The sequence below is a fragment of the Longimicrobiales bacterium genome, from assembly GCA_035764935.1.
In the GTDB taxonomy this organism is placed as follows: domain Bacteria; phylum Gemmatimonadota; class Gemmatimonadetes; order Longimicrobiales; family RSA9; genus DASTYK01.
On the sequence record DASTYK010000073.1, the window covers coordinates 1 to 15,440 of the forward strand.

Here is a 15,440-nt window from a genome sequence, read left to right on the forward strand (position 1 = left end):
AAGGAAGAGGTGGGAAAAACGAAGGATCAGCTCTGCTTCAGCAGCGGGTACGCGGCCGCGCAGCTCGTCGTCGATCTGGCTCGGCGAAAACACTTGTCCTGCCCTGCAATGCGTCCGTGCCGCCGGCCGATGCGCCGGCGGGCACATGAGCTTGGCCGTTTTCGCGGGCGGGGGCAAGGCGGGGTGCGGCGGACCATTCGGCGGCTGCCCGGCGGGCATGCGCGCACTGGATTGGCGCGGGATGCCGGCGGATGCCGGCAGATGCCGGCGTGGCTACCCACCGTGGCGCGTCAAACGCGCTCGGGTAGCCTCTCGATTGTCGCGCGATCGGGCATGGCGGCGCTCGGTCGCGCCGGATCCCGGCGTGGCTACCCCCGTGGCGCGTCAAACGCGCTCGGGTGGCCTCTCGATTGTCGCGCGATCGGGCATGGCGCCCTGTTGCGCGACACACGCGTCCTGTCGGTCCCGGCGTTTGTCGCGGCATCGGGCGTGGCGCCATGTCAGACGCCAGCCGCGTCGCCGGGTTGCACCCGTTGTCGCGCCATCGGGCATGACGGCGCTCGGTCGTGCCGGATCCCGGCGTGGCTACCCCCGTGGCGCGTCAAACGCGCTCGGGTGGCCTTTCGATTGTCGCGGCACCAGGCATGGCGCCCTGTAGCGCGACACACGCGTCCTGTCGGTCCCGGCGTTTGTCGCGGCATCGGGCGTGGCGCCCTGTCAGACGCCAGCCGCGTCGCCGGGTTGCCCCGGTTGTCGCGCCATCGGGCATGGCGGCATCCGCATCCCTCACCCCAGCGAGGGCCGCTTCTCCTGAAACCCATGGCATCCGGCGTTCAGCCCATGCCCCGGCCGAGCGCGAGCGCCACCTTTGCGAGCGTCGCCTCCCGCGCACGGGTCAGGTCCTGCCAGGTGAACCGCAACACGCGGATGCCCGCGGCAGCGAGAGACGTGTCGCGACGACGGTCGCGGAGCTGGGCGTCGCGTGTGGTGTGATAGGCGAGCCCATCGATCTCCACTGCCACGCCGTGACGCGCCCAGCAGAAGTCCACCTCATAGCCGTGCACCAGGAGATTCACGTCCGGCGCAGGAAGCTGCGCCGCGCGAACGAGGTGGAGAAATCGCTCTTCCGCCTCCGATCGTGTGAAGGAGGGAGCGGTGTCCGCGTCCAGGAGCGCGCGCAGACGCCTCGTGCCGGGACGGCCGGGGTACCGGGCGAGGTGCTCGATGAGCCCCTCCGTGGTGACACCGTGGTGGCGGAAGGCACGCGCCACCGCCTGCTCGAGCGCCCGGTCCGCCAGTGTTGCGGCGAGGTCGAGAAGCGTCCGCGACGGAGACGTGACCGGCACGCCGTCGCATACCGCGCGCTCGTCGCCTGCGAGCCGTACACGGTGGTACACGACCCCTTCGCGCCGTCGCGGATTGCCGCGTGACGTGCTCACGTGTGCACTCATTCCCGGGTGCCCGACGAGCTGCTGCAGGTGCCCGGCGGTCTCGTGACTTGCGACCGCGTCCGGCCCGGCACCCAGCACGGGCACGAGCACGCGTGCACGTGGCCCTTCCAGCCCGGGCACGACGTACACACCCCGTGCAATGCGCCGCAGGCGACGTCGCTTCACGCGATCGTCCAGCAGCGGCATGGGCATGCCGGCGGCGTGCAGCTGCCAGCGTGCGACGACGCCGTCCTGCGTCCGCGCCGTCCGCAGAACGAGTGCGTCGATGTCGATTCTGCTCATCAGGTTCTCCTGCGTGGAACGGGCAGCAGGTCACAGTGCGACGGCGCAACGTTGGCTCGAGTACTACCCGGTCAGCGCGCGCGTACTGGAACGGGCAGCAGTCCACAGCGCGACGGCGCAACACTGCCTCGAGTACTGCCCAGCCTGCCCGCGCGTACTGGAACGGGCAGCAGTGACCACAGCGCGACGGCGCAACGCTGTCTCGAGTACTACCCGGTCTGCCCGCGCGCGTACATGTCTTCTCGCGCCTCGGTCGCCGCCGGACGTCACCTGCACGACATCCTCGCGTCTGGCCGTCTCTGCACGGCCGGTTGCCGGCACCTCGGGATCACGCGAGCCGTCGCCATCCCCAATGCTTCTGCCCCACCACGCGACACGCGCTGCAGTGCGCGCCAGCCTTTGTATCGCCATGGGGCCACCTGCCCTGCAGTGCGCCACGCGCGGCCCCGTCGGAAAACCGTTTGGCGCGCTATCGGGCGCTATGCCCGGGAGCACTCCACGCGGTACCGGCTGCCCGGCGTCTGGCGCGTTATCGGGCGGCCCGCCGGTGCGCCGTCCTGCGCTCCCGGCGGACGCAACCGATTCGAGAGAGAACAGCCCCCAGGCCCAAGCCGCGGCTCAACGCCTGTTGCACCTCCGACCCCTCGATCGTCCAGACGTGGACCCGATCGGAGCAAACGCACCGAGGAGAGCACCATGTTATTCGACGATGTCGCAGGGGCTGCCGGGCGGCGACGCGAGCAGGCGGCGTTCGCCGTCTCCGTCGTTTACCTCTGGGTAACGATGATTCTGCTCGGCGCAGTCGTGCTCGAGACGTTCATGGTCTATCCGAACATTCTCGTGGATCCGCCCGCATCGCTGGAGACGGCGCTTGCATTCATGCGCGTGTCAGGGCCCAGCGACTTCTTTCCGCCGCTCGGCTTCCTGTCGTGGGTTGCGGGCGTGGCTGCGGCGCTGCTTGCCTGGCGGGTGAAGGACGCGCGCTGGTGGGTGCTCGGCAGTGTCGCGCTGATGCTGGCCGATGGACTGTTCTCGATGCTCTTTCACTGGCCGCGCAATACGATCCTCTTCGTCGAGGGCGCTGCCGTGCATTCTGCCGAGCTGCTGCGGGCCACCGCCGCCGAGTTTCAGCGACTGCACTGGTCGCGGCTGGTGTTCACCGCGGGAGCAGCGCTGGCGATGTTCGTGGGTGTGTTGCGACTGCACCGGCACCGTCTGCTCCGGTGGTGGAGCTCACGTTCAGCTGCCGCGATCTGATCCTGCGCCTGACGTTGCGATGTGACCCCCGGCGCCTGACGTGATGCAGCACCCGGCGGCTGCGCCGTGCCCCGCCGGACTGCGGTCGACCTACGCCCCGTCCATGCCGCGATGCCGCGCGGCAGAACCCGACTGACCGTCGGCACCCGAAACCCCGGCCCGCACCTGGATGCGGTCCTGCTCGGCGTCGAACTGTTCCCAGATGCGCTCGATGTCCGCGGGCGAGACGTGCACGGGGGTGCCGGCCAGGATGCCGGTGACATGGCGGAAGGGCCGGCCGATGTGCATTCCGTCGGCGTCGATGGTGAACTCGCGGATGTCCTTGTCGTGGACGGAGCCGCGCATCTTGAGCACGGTGAGGCCGCGCTTCATCTCGCCGAAGGCTTCCACGTAGCGGAGCAGGATGATGGAGTCGGTGAGCGTGGAGATGTGCGTCTCCGTGATGGAGGAGCCGCCCATCAGCGCGGGCGTGGTCGACGTGAAGAGGCCGGTGATCTCCTGGTGCTTGATGAACGACGAGATGCCGATCACGAATTCGCGGAACGCCTTGATGCTGCCGCCGCGCTCCAGTGCGGACAGGCTGTCGAGTGCGACGCGCTTCGGCCGGAACTCCTCGATGATCGCGCGGATGCGGACCAGCCAGTCCTCCAGGCCCGCGACCTCCGGGTAGTCGCAGATCACGCGCAGCATGCCGTCCTGCTCCATCTGCTCGAAATCCATGCCCCAGCCGCGCGCGTTGCGGAAGAGCTGGTCACGGCTCTCCTCGAAGGCGAGCAGGAGGCAGCGCTCACCGGCTGCCGCACCGCCGGCGAGGAACTGCGTCACGGTGAGCGTCTTGCCGGTTCCGGTCGCGCCGGAAACGAGGATCACGGAGTCGCGGAAGAAGCCGCCGCCGCACATGCGATCGAGGTCGGGATCGCCGGAGGAGATGCGCACGTCCGAGGACTTCTGGCGCAGCTGGATCGACGACAGCGGGATCACGACGATGCCTTCGCCGTTGACGATCGTCAGCGGGAACTCGCCCTTCTGGTGATCGGTGCCGCGGAACTTCAGGATCTCGATCGTGCGCCGCCGCTTCTCCTCGTCGAGCACGTTGCGCAGCACCATCACGTTGTCGGCGATGAACTCCTCGACGCCGAAGCGCGCGATCGGACCGTAATCGTCCGTGCGCTCCGCGGTCATCACGGCCGTCACGCCCATCTGCTTGAGGGCCGAGGCGATGCGGAACAGCTCGCGCCGGACCAGCGCCTGGTCACCGAACTGGCTGAACATTGCGCCCAGCGAATCGATCGACACGCGCTTCGCATCGACTCGCCTCACCGCGTTCTCGACGCGGGCGAGGAGCGCGCCCAGGTCGAAGGCGCCGCTCTCGATGATTTCCGTCTGCGGGTCCGGCGACGCATCCACGATCGCGAGGCTGCCGTCCTTCTCCCACTGCTCCAGGTCCCAGCCGAAGCTGCGCATGTTCTGGCAGATGTCGCCCGGCGACTCCTCGAACGTGACGAACACACCGTTCTCGCCACCCGAGATACCCGCGGCGAGGAACTGCGTCGCGAACACCGTCTTGCCGCTCCCTGCCGTGCCCGACAGCAGCGTCGTCCGGCTCTTCGGCAGCCCGCCCTCGGCGATCAGGTCGAAACTCCGGATCCCTGTCGGCAGCTTCTGCACCGAACCGACGGTCCCTGCTGCGTTCATCATTGCTGCTCCGTGACTGCTTGGTCAGTTGCCTCGGGCCAGACATCCAGCCCCAGCAGAACCTTCTCGCGATCCGACAAGTCGCCGATGACGCGTCGGAGTGGAGGCGGCAGGCGTTTGATCAGGGTGGGCGTCGCCAGGATCTTCTCGTCCTCGGCGAGCTGCGGATGCTCGAGCACGTCCACGATCTGCAGATCGTACTCACCGTTCAGCTCCGCTTCACAGATGCGCCGCAGATTCGCGATCGCATGCTCCGCCCGCGGCGTTTTGCCCGTCACATAGAGCTTCAGAAGGTATCTCGCCAGAATCGGCTCCTTTCGCGGCGCCGGGATGGCGCTGTGACCCGGGCGGAATGCGGGCGGCGCGGGCTCGACCTGAGCTCGAGCGTTGTTCGCTGGCATCGACGCCGGAGACGGCTCGGCGCGGGCTCGATCCTGAGCTCGAGCGCTGGTCGGCGGGCATCGAACCGGAGCCGGTCAGGCGCGGCTCAACGCCGAACTCGAGCGCTGTTCGCTGGCATCGACGCGGGGACGTCTCGGCGTGCGTGAACCGTTATCGTCGCACATTCCCGGCCAGCGCGCCACCCGTCCACCCGTCCACCCGTCCACCCGTCCACCCGTCGCCCCGCCTAACGTCCACCAACCCCCGTCGGCCACCGCCCCCCGCGCAGACTGGCGTGGCCCATGCACTGCACGCCGGCATGGAGGACGGCACACGGCGCGAGCCGCAGGACAGCGATGGCCGGACCGCGGTCGGCAACGGCGAGAACGGTCGCCTGCGCGTCATCATCGACCAGGTGGCGGACGGAATCGTCATCGTCGATGTCGACGGAGTGATCCAGTTCGTCAACGCCGCGGCCGAAACACTGTTCGGGCGCACTGCAGATGCGCTCATCGGGAGCGAGCTCGGGTTCCCCGTGGTCCCCGACGAGTCGACGGAGATCGAGGTCCTGCGGCCCGCCGCGGAAGCGGTCGTCGCCGAGCTGCGCGCCGTCGAGATCGACTGGGACGAGCAGCCCGCGCTCCTGATCTCGCTCCGCGACGTGACGCACCGCCACCGGGCGGAGCAGCAGGCGCGGGAGCTCGAGCGCGAGCAGGCGGCACGCGCGGCCGCGCAGGCCGCCGAGGAGCGCTACCGTCGCCTGGCGGCCGAAAAGGCCGCACTCGCGGACGAGAACGCGCTCCTCCTCCAGCACGCGCAGGCGGCCAGCCGCGCGAAATCCGAGTTCCTGGCCGTGGTCTCACACGAGCTGCGTACGCCGCTCAACGCCGTGATCGGCTACACCGACCTCCTCGCCTCGGGCATTTCCGGTCCGATCACGGAAACGCAGCGCGTGCAGCTCGAGCGCATCCGGGCCAGCTCACGTCACCTGCTGGAAGTGGTGGACGACATTCTGACGTTCTCGCGACTGGAGGCCGGCCGCGAGGAGCTCCGTGTCGAGCCGGTGGAGTACGGCCAGCTCGCCGAGGATGCAGCAGCACTGGTGCAGGCGATTGCCGACGAAAAGGGGATCCCGGTCGAGGTCCGCACGCCGTCGCAGCCGTGTCCAGGCGAAACGGACAGCCGCAAGGTGCGCCAGATCCTGCTCAACCTGCTGTCCAACTCCGTGAAGTTCACGGAGCGTGGCCATGTGCGCATCGAGGCCGAGGCGGACGGCGAGGACGTCGTGTTCCGGGTGAGCGACACAGGGATGGGCATACCCGCCGCGCACCTGGAGGACATCTGGGAGCCCTTCTGGCAGGTCGAGGATGCCCACACCCGTCGGGCGGGCGGCACCGGCCTGGGGCTGAGCGTGGTGCGCCGTCTCAGCCGCTTGATGGGCGGCGGAGTGAGCGTGCGGAGCAGTCAGGGTGAAGGCAGCACGTTCACCGTCCGGCTGCCGCGCAAGGTGCGGAGCGACGGCCGGAGCGACGGGCGAAGCGACGCTGCTGGGCGGGAGTGAGCCGCGCCAAATCGCACCGATTCGCACGCCCACAATAGAGGCCCGCAACGTCGACTCGCTGCGGGCTTCGATGTTGTCGGACGCGCCGCCTCGGTGAAAAAAAAGGCCCGCAACGATCACTCGCTGCGGGCTTCGACATTGTCCGGCGCGGCGCTCGCCGATCCTCATCTCCTCGCCATGTTCAACCTATAACGCGCCCGGGGGCTTGCGGCAAGCCGACGTGCATGCGCGACCGTTCGCGGTCGAAACGGGACCCATGCGAACGGCGCCATGAGGAAAGCGGATGGCGGGATACGTCCAGCAGCTCGAAGAGCTCGATCGCGAACATGTGGCGCTGGTCGGCGGCAAGGCCGCACAGCTGGGTGAGCTCGCCCGCATCGACGGGATCCGGGTTCCCGCAGGGTTCTGTGTGACGACGGACGCGTTCCGCAGGGTCATCGCGGGTGCGCCGGCCATCGCTGTTCGGATCGCGCAACTGGCGCAGCTCGCGCCGGCTGATCAGCAGGCGGCGCGTGAGCTCGCCGCTGACCTCCGGCGCGCGATCGAGGCCACCCCGATTCCCGACGACGTCGCCCGCACGATTCTGCGCGCGCTCGAAACACTCGGTGAACGCGTCGCCTGCGCGGTTCGCTCGAGCGCGACGGCGGAGGACCTCCCGACCGCCTCGTTCGCCGGTCAGCAGGACACGTTTCTGAACGTCGTCGGGCCGGACGCCATCCTCGAGCGCGTGCGCCAGTGCTGGGCGTCGCTCTTCACCGAACGAGCGGTGACCTACCGCATGCGCAACGGCTTCGACCATCGCGCCGTGCGCATGGCAGTGATCGTCCAGCGCATGGTCGAGCCGGATGGCGCGGGTGTCCTGTTCACTGCGGATCCTGTCAACGGCAACCGGACGATCACTGCGATCGAGGCGTGCTATGGACTGGGTGAGGCGCTGGTGTCCGGACTGGTCCACGCCGACATGTACCGGGTGCGCAACGGCGCCGTGATCACCAGCACGATCGCCACCAAGCCCGTCGCACTGGTGGCCGCGTCCGGCGGCGGCACGCGGGAGCACGCGGTCGAGCCGGAGCGGCAGACCGCGCCGGTGCTGAGTGATTCGCAGATCATGCACCTGGAGCAGCTAGGCCGCCGCATCGACGCGCATTTCGGCACTCCGCAGGACATCGAATGGTGCGTCGCCGGTGATCAGCTCCACATCCTGCAGAGTCGCCCGATCACCACGCTCTTTCCGATCCCCGAGGCCGAAGACGACCAGAACCACGTTTACGTTTCGGTCGGCCATCAGCAGATGATGACCGACGCGATGAAGCCGCTCGGTCTTTCCGTGTGGCAGCTCACGACACCACGTCCCATGGCGGAGGCGGGTGGCAGGCTGTTCGTCGACGTGACCACGATCCTCGCGTCGCCGACCAGTCGCGACTCGCTCATGCAGGCGCTCGGCAAGTCCGACCCACTGATCGGCGACGCCATGCGGACGCTGCTCGACCGTGGCGACTTCATTGCGACGCTGCCGCACGACGCGCCTGACGCGCCGGTCGTGCGCGGCACACCCGCCTCCGGCGACGCCGCCCGTCTGACCGACATGGACGCCGCAACCGTGCGCGAGCTGATCGCGCGCAACGAAGCATCCGTCGCTGCACTGAAGCGTGACATTGCGTCCAGGAGCGGCCCGGCGCTGCTCGATTTCATCCTCGACGATCTGCAGGGCGAGCTCAAGCGCCACCTGTTCGACCCGACCAGCCACCAGGCGATCATGGCGGGGATGGGCGCGACCTGGTGGCTCAACGAGAAGCTGGAGGAATGGCTCGGCGAGAAGAACGCAGCGGACACGCTCACGCAGTCCGCGCCGAACAACGTCACATCGGAGATGGGACTCGCGCTGCTCGACGTCGCGGACGCGATCCGGCCGCATCCGCAGGTCGTCGCATTCCTCGAGCAGGTGGACGACGACAGCTTCCTCGACGAGCTGCCGAAACTCTCGGGCGGTGATACAGCGCGCGACGCGATCCGCTCGTGGCTGGACCGCTTCGGCATGCGCTGCGTCGGCGAGATCGACATCACGCGGCCGCGCTTCGCCGAGCGCCCGGCCGCACTGCTGCCCACGATCCTCGGCCACATCGAGAATTTCGAGCCCGGGGAGGCGACGCGGCGCTTCCGGCAGGGGGAGCGGGCCGCGCGTGCAAAGGAGCAGGAGGTGCTGGAGCGCCTGCGTGCACTGCCCGACGGTGAGCAGAAGGCCGCAGAAACGAAGCGAATGATCGACCAGGTGCGCACCTTCGCCGGCTACCGCGAGTACCCGAAATACGGGATGATCAGCCGCTACTTCGTCTACAGGCAGGCGCTGCTGCAGGAAGGTGAACGTCTCGTGCAGCGCGGCGCGCTGCGCGCGCTGGATGACCTCTACTTCCTCCGCTTCGACGAGCTGCACGACGCCGTACGCACGCAGCGCGCGGATTACGAGCTCATCCGCAAACGCAGGGACGCGTACCGGTCGTACAAGTCGCTGACACCGCCACGCGTGCTCACGTCCGAGGGCGAGGCCGTCACCGGCTCGTATCGTCGCGATGATGTGCCGGCAGGCGCACTGGCCGGACTGGCCGTCTCCGCCGGCAGCATCGAGGGGCGTGCGAGGGTCGTGCTCGACATCGGGAACGCAGACCTCGAGCCCGGCGACATCCTGGTCACCGCGTACACGGACCCGAGCTGGACGCCGCTGTTCGTCTCGATAGAAGGACTGGTGACGGAGGTCGGCGGGTTGATGACGCACGGTGCAGTGATCGCGCGGGAGTACGGGCTGCCGGCCGTCGTCGGGGTGGAGAACGCGACACGGCTGATCCGCGACGGGCAGCGGATCCGCGTGAACGGTACGGACGGGTACGTGGAGATCCTGGCGGATCGCTAGCCCGTGAGCGACACGCGGAACTCGCGGCCGGTGCGGTGGGCCTGCTATTCGCCGCGTCTCACGGCGCAGCGACCGCCTCCAGGTTGTCGTCCTCCTCGTGCTCCTCCCAGTCGAGCACGTGGAACGGATCGATGCCGGCGAAGGCCGGCCGCGCCGGTACATCGATCGTGATCGACTGGTCGCCGGAGCGGATGCGATGCATCCGGAGATGCAGCGGTGCGCTCAGCCGCGTCCGCCCCGGCTGCGGCGGTGCGAATACGCCGACCGGCACCCACTCGTCCATTGAAACTTCGGTTTCCGCGCCCGTGCGGTCGTAGACCATCTTGCGCGCGCGTACGTCCATCGTGACGCGCCACTCGCCGTTCGCGAGCGAGTCGACACGCACCCGCTCCGTCGACATCCGCCAGTAGGTGTTCACCTCGAACAGGTCGTGCAGCAGGTACTGCAGCGAGTCCGGCGTCACCGCCTGCAGCTCGCGGTACAGGTCCAGCGTGGTGGCGAGCGGCGCATCCGCCGGCCTGTGCGCGTCGAGCAGCCTTCGGATCGCACCGTTCACGCGGTCCTCGCCCACATACACGCTCAGTGCGTACAGCGCGAAGGGTCCCCACCGGTACGACATGTACGGATCGAGCCCGCGCAGCAGCGGCTCGCCGCGGCGGATCGGCGCGATGGGATACGGCAGGCGCAGAAAGCGCCGCAGTCGCCAGAGCTGGTCGCCGCCGCGGCTGTGCTCGACCAGCGTCATCGCGTAGTACGTGGCAAGACTTTCCGAGAGCACCGGCGCTCCTTCGACCAGCGCGGCCGGCACGTTCCACTGGTGGCCGAGCTCATGTGCGGCGATGAAATACGGCATGTCTAGGCCACTGTCACCGCCTGCCGGATTCATCAGCGTGACGCCCTCACCGTGCGTGATCATGCTCGCCTCGGCATGCATGCCGACGCCGTCGCCCGGCACCTCGAGAACGGTGACGTGGCCGTACGGGTACGGTCCGAATTCGCGCGTGTAGTACTCGAACGACGCCCGGAGACTCTGCACCACCGGCTCGATGTGACCCGTGTGCTCCGGATGGTGCAGGACACGGATTGCGACGTCCGTCCACTGCGCGTCGTGCACCTCGTACTGCGCCGAGGCGAACGCCCACTCGTCGCCGATGGGGGCGTCGGTCGTGTAGTGGAAGTAGCTGCGTCCGCTCTCCTGCCACGATCGCCGGAGTGCGCCGGGGGCCACACCGACCTGGCCATCGACCGTGCTGACCACCGCATCCAGCGTGGTGCCCGGCGCACGGTCGGTGTGCGTACGGGCGTCCTCCAGACGCGCGATCACCGGCCGCGCTGCGAGATCGTGCGCCTGCCGCTCGCTTGGCAGGATCAGCTCGCGGCCTCGCTGGTAGCCGATGGCCGGGAACCAGGCGTTGGTGAAGTGCGTGCCATTTGCAGCAACGGCGTCGTTCACGCTGCCTTCCCGGAATCCGCGCGCGTCGTGTCGCACGTCGAAGTCCAGGCGCATCGACTCACCCGGCATGAGCGGCGTGTCGAGCGTGTAGATCGAGTGGCCGAGCTCCGCGTCGTGCAGCACGCGCCCTGCCGCTCGATCGAACCCCAGCGCGCGGGTTTCGACCGACGGTGTCGTCGCGACATGGATCGTGTCGATCGGTTCCGTACTGCGGTTCACGAGCTCGTATGATCCGCGAACCTCGACAGATCGCCGTTCCGGATGGATGTCGACCTCCAGCCGGGCAGCGGCGACGTGCGGCTGAACGACGTCGCCGTAGCGCGCGTAGCGTCGCTCGTACTCCGCCTGCCGGGCCGCGATCTCATCGGCCGTGCTGTAGTCGTTGAGCACATTCGTGTTGTAGAACACGAATCCGCCGAGGACCAGGACGAGCAGGAGCGCGAGCGCGCCTGCGCCGACGGTTGCACGAGCGAGCCGGTGCTGCGCGATCCCCAGCCGCTCCCGCACGCGCCCTTCCCTGCCGCGCACCCAGAACAGCCGGGCCGCGACCAGCAGCAGCAGCGCCCACGCCGCCCAGTACGCCTTGAACGAGAGCCAGGGCAGAACGTACGGGCCGAGCCCGCGCATCTCCGTGTACGTCCACCACGGACCCGCGCCGTAGATGAACAGGTCGTGCTCGATGCCGAACATCGGCGCGAGCAGGATGATCACGTACGCGACGATCGCGAGCAGGTGACCGACGTACTTCTGGTTCGCCAGCACATGCACCACGAGCGCGAGCACGGCAAAGAGCACATACTCGGTGAGCTGGAAGCCGAACAGGATGATGAGGTACAGGCCGGGCTGGTAGTCGCTGTAATCGAGCAGTGTCTGCGCGGCGATCCCCGCAAGCATCACGCACGCACTGAGCGCGGCGAGGAGCAGCACCAGGCCGAGCAGCTTCCCTGAGAGGGGGACCCAGTCAGGAACCGGCGCGGCGTCGCCGATCTCCGCCATGCCCGCGTCACGCTCGCGCCAGACCAGCTCACCTGCAAAGAAGACGATCAGCAGCGGAACGATCACCCAGCGGCTCAGCTCTGACGTGAGCGGCCCCGTCAGCTCCTTGAGCACCTGTCCGGTAGTGGGCGTCAATGGCGTGCCCATCGACACCATCTGGTCGAGGATCACCGGTATCGCGAGGAGCGGGATCCCGATGAGCAGCGCAAGGCCGGCCCAGCTCGTCGCCAGCGCGCGGAACGAAGACCACGCGATCGCGAGCGCCTGGCGCACACGCATCGCGGTGTCGAACGAGCGCGCGACCCGCGGGACGGATACGATCGCGCTGGCCGTGATGCCGACGAGGGCGGGCGCCGGCGATGCGGCGGCGTCGAATCGCGCGCGACGTGCACGTCGGGAGCTTTCCGCCCGGTGAGCGAAGTGGAAGCCGAGGTACGTGATCCCGAGAATGACCAGCGCGACGGCGATCCAGAATGCACGGTTGGTCAGGATGATGCCCTCGAGCGCGAGCAGGCGCGACTGCTTCTCCGTCGTCGTCCACAGGTGCGCGATGTCCTCCACGATGAAGCGGATGCCGATCGGGTCGAGCAGCGTGCCGAGACCGCGGCTGAACAGCAGGATCGAGGCGACGAAGAAGCCCATGAACACCAGCGCCATGCTGCCGAGGTAGGCCGCCATCGGCCGGCCGCTGCGCAGCGCGACCGCGAACTGCAGCGCTGTCGCGACGAACGCGTTCGGCAGCGCGATGTACGCGTACGCCGTCAGGTATGACGCAGGGCGGAAGGGGGCGATCAGTGCGGCGTTGACACCAGGCGAGTAGACGGCCAGCAGGATGCCGAGCTGCACCGCCAGCAGCAGCAGCGCATTCACGACCAGCGCCGCGAGGAAGCGGCCGAAGAGGTTCTCGGACTTGCGCAGCGACGTCGTATAGACGAGCGGGTACATGCCCGTCGCGACGTCGCGCGCCGCCGCCTCACCCGCGACGACCGGTGCGAGCAGCATCCAGAGCAGGCCGCCGACCACCGTGGTGAGGGCAATGTAGAACGGCGCGTTGACGAAGTGATCCTCGTACAGCGCGTCGGCAACCGCAGCGTCGCGCGTCATGAGGAAACTGACGACGAGCAGGACCACGAACATCAGCGGCACCCATGGACGGCGAAGCTGGTAGCTCAGCTCGAAACGGAAGATGCCGCGGAGCATCATGCGGCCACGAACGCACGCCGGCCGATATGGCCGGCCATCGCGCTGAAGTACACGTCCTCCAGGCTCGGCTCCGCCGCCTCGAAACCCGCCACCTCCTCGCCGTACACGTGCACCACCGTGCGACCCGCCAGCAGCCTGGTCGAGATGATGGGATGTGTGCGCTCCAGCGCGGCCAGCTCCGACTTCGAGATCACACGGCGCCAGATCCGGCCCCGCAGCTCCTCGACCGAATCGCGCGGCGACCCCTCGAGCAGGATCTCGCCACGATCGATGATCGCCATGCGCGTGCACAGCTCCGTCACGTCCTCGACGATGTGCGTGGAAAGCAGGACGACCGCGTTCTCACCCAGCTCCGAAAGCAGGTTCAGGAAGCGGACGCGTTCCGCCGGATCGAGCCCCGCCGTCGGCTCATCCACGATCAGCAGCTTCGGGTCGCCGAGCAGCGCGACCGCGACGCCGAAACGCTGCTTCATCCCGCCCGAGTAGCCGCCCAGCTTCTGCCTGCGGACGTCCCACAGGTTCACCTGCCGCAGCAGCGCCTCGACCACGTCCCGCCGCTCGCCCCGGCCCGCGATCCCCTTCAACAGCGCGAAATGATCGAGCAGGTCGACCGCGCTCACCTTCGGGTACACGCCGAACTCCTGCGGCAGGTAGCCCAGTGTCTTCCGCACTTCGGCCTTCTCCACGAGCACGTCCAGCTCTCCGAGCCGCACCTCCCCCGAGTCCGCTTCCTGGAGCGTCGCCAGGATGCGCATGAGCGTGGACTTGCCCGCACCGTTCGGCCCCAGCAGCCCGTACATGCCCGGCGGGATCGTGAGGCTCACGTCGCGCAGCGCCCGGACGCCGTTGGCGTAGGTCTTCGACACGTTGCGGATCGCGAGTGCGGCGGCATCGGGCATGGCGGTCTCCGGCGTGATACCTTGAACTGCAATGCATCGCAGATCAAGGGTAAGGCGGGAGGACGGGAGGGTCAAGCGGGTTACGGGCGGTTCGGGATGGATTGGGCGGCGCTGGGGACCGGAGCATTCAGCGGGAACGGCGGAACGGCATTGGACTCTCGCTGGCGCACCAACCCGGGTCCCCAGTCTCGCACACGCACACGCACACGCACGTGGGTGGTGCGGTTTCGAAAAGGCGGAGGGGGCTCCCGCCCGCGTCTCTCCTACACTCGTCTCACCCCTCGTAAACCGCGGCCAGCAGCGCCTTTCCGACGAACGCCAGCGCACCGAGGCCGAGCGCCATCGTCAGCCCGGACCCCTGCGACGTGCGCCGGCTCGTCGCCGCCGCCAGGGCGAGCGCGGCTGCCGCCGCGGACGCCGACACCACCACGTTCGCGTCCATCCGCTGATACGGGCTTTCGCGATGCGAGTCGCGGAGAAAGTCCCCCCGCACGCCGCCATCGTACTCGACCGGCTCGTACAGGTTGTGCGGCGCGCCTTCCCGGACCGGCCAGTCCGTCTTCTGGTCGTCGAATCCCTGCATGCGCTGCTGGACGTCGACCAGCTTCGGGCTGATCCGCTCGGAGACGGACAGGAACTTCCCGGCGCCGCCGACGAAGACGTCGCGCTCGTTGCCCTCGGCGGCCCGCAGGATCGCGCGCGCCGCGAGCGCGGGGTCATAGACCGGCGGGATCGGCTGGGGCATGACGCCCAGCTGTGTCTTCGCCTTGTTGAAGAGCGGCGTGTTGATCGAGCTCGGCTTGACCAGCGTGACACGCACCGGCACGCCGTCGTGCTGCAGCTCCACGCGCAGTGAGTCGACCCAGCCCTTGATCGCGTGCTTGGACGCGCAGTAGATGCCCTGCAGCGGCACGCCCCGGTCGGAAAGCGTGCTGCCGACGCAGATCAGCGCACCTTCCGTCCGCTCGAGGTGCGGCAGTGCCGCCCTCGCGCCGTGCACCTGTCCGAAGAAGTTCACGTCCATGATGCGCCGGACGTCCTCGATCGATTGCTCGCGGAACGGCGCGTACGCGCTGACCCCCGCGTTGTTGACCCACGTGTCGATGCGGCCGTAGCTCTGGACTGCGTGCCGTGCGAGAGCTTCGACGTCGTCCGCCACCGCGACGTCGGTGCGCAGCGCCGTGGCCTCGCCACCATCCCGGCGGATCGTTTCGACCGCGCTGTCGAGGTCGCGCTGGTTGCGTGACGCGAGGACGACCTTTGCGCCGCGACGCGCTGCTGCGATCGCAGTGGCGAGGCCGATGCCGCTGGATGCACCCGTGATGACGATCACCTGGTCCTGAATCGGTCTGGGCAT

At 68.5% G+C, this 15,440-nt stretch carries 9 protein-coding genes; 3 read left to right on the forward strand and 6 right to left on the reverse strand.

Translation table 11 applies throughout. The annotated features are described in order from the left end of the window. Positions 1 to 833: 833 nt before the first annotated feature. Positions 834 to 1,733 carry a DUF559 domain-containing protein gene (locus tag VFU06_05775; GenBank protein HEU5208903.1) on the reverse strand — a complete coding sequence of 300 codons (900 nt, stop codon included), beginning with the start codon at positions 1,731 to 1,733 and terminating at the stop codon, positions 834 to 836. A gap of 696 nt (positions 1,734 to 2,429) precedes the next feature. Here VFU06_05775 and VFU06_05780 point away from each other — a divergent pair. Beyond that, entirely contained in the window at positions 2,430 to 2,990 is a 561-nt protein-coding gene (locus VFU06_05780) for a DUF1772 domain-containing protein (protein ID HEU5208904.1), read from the forward strand. Positions 2,991 to 3,080: 90 nt separating this feature from the next. Here the strand turns inward: VFU06_05780 and kaiC are convergent, their stop codons facing one another. Together kaiC and kaiB are read right to left on the reverse strand one after the other, a co-directional pair. Then, on the reverse strand, positions 3,081 to 4,688 hold the full coding sequence (gene kaiC, locus VFU06_05785) for a circadian clock protein KaiC (protein HEU5208905.1): 1,608 nt from the start codon (positions 4,686 to 4,688) through the stop codon (positions 3,081 to 3,083). After that, positions 4,685 to 5,086, reverse strand: coding sequence for a circadian clock protein KaiB (gene kaiB / locus VFU06_05790; GenBank protein HEU5208906.1), 402 nt, complete (start codon positions 5,084 to 5,086; stop codon positions 4,685 to 4,687). The genes kaiC and kaiB overlap by 4 nt, the downstream gene beginning before the upstream one ends. A gap of 275 nt (positions 5,087 to 5,361) precedes the next feature. Here kaiB and VFU06_05795 point away from each other — a divergent pair, with 275 nt between their 5' ends. Together VFU06_05795 and rph are read left to right on the forward strand one after the other, a co-directional pair. Beyond that, the gene (locus VFU06_05795; protein ID HEU5208907.1) at positions 5,362 to 6,627 is read left to right on the forward strand and encodes a PAS domain-containing sensor histidine kinase; all 1,266 of its coding nucleotides are present in this window, start codon (positions 5,362 to 5,364) and stop codon (positions 6,625 to 6,627) included. 283 nt (positions 6,628 to 6,910) lie between these two features. Further along, positions 6,911 to 9,532, forward strand: a complete 2,622-nt coding sequence (rph, locus tag VFU06_05800; protein ID HEU5208908.1) for a rifamycin-inactivating phosphotransferase — start codon at positions 6,911 to 6,913, stop codon at positions 9,530 to 9,532. A gap of 58 nt (positions 9,533 to 9,590) precedes the next feature. Here the strand turns inward: rph and VFU06_05805 are convergent, their stop codons facing one another. The 3 genes from VFU06_05805 to VFU06_05815 form a co-directional block, all read right to left on the reverse strand. Next, positions 9,591 to 13,184 (reverse strand): hypothetical protein, encoded by a 3,594-nt coding sequence (locus VFU06_05805; protein HEU5208909.1) that lies wholly within the window; start codon positions 13,182 to 13,184, stop codon positions 9,591 to 9,593. Next, a complete protein-coding gene (locus VFU06_05810; GenBank protein HEU5208910.1) occupies positions 13,181 to 14,083 on the reverse strand; it encodes an ABC transporter ATP-binding protein in 903 nt (300 codons plus the stop codon). Before VFU06_05810 ends, VFU06_05805 begins: the two co-directional genes overlap by 4 nt. A gap of 274 nt (positions 14,084 to 14,357) precedes the next feature. Continuing rightward, the gene (locus tag VFU06_05815) at positions 14,358 to 15,440 is read right to left on the reverse strand and encodes an SDR family oxidoreductase (protein HEU5208911.1); all 1,083 of its coding nucleotides are present in this window, start codon (positions 15,438 to 15,440) and stop codon (positions 14,358 to 14,360) included.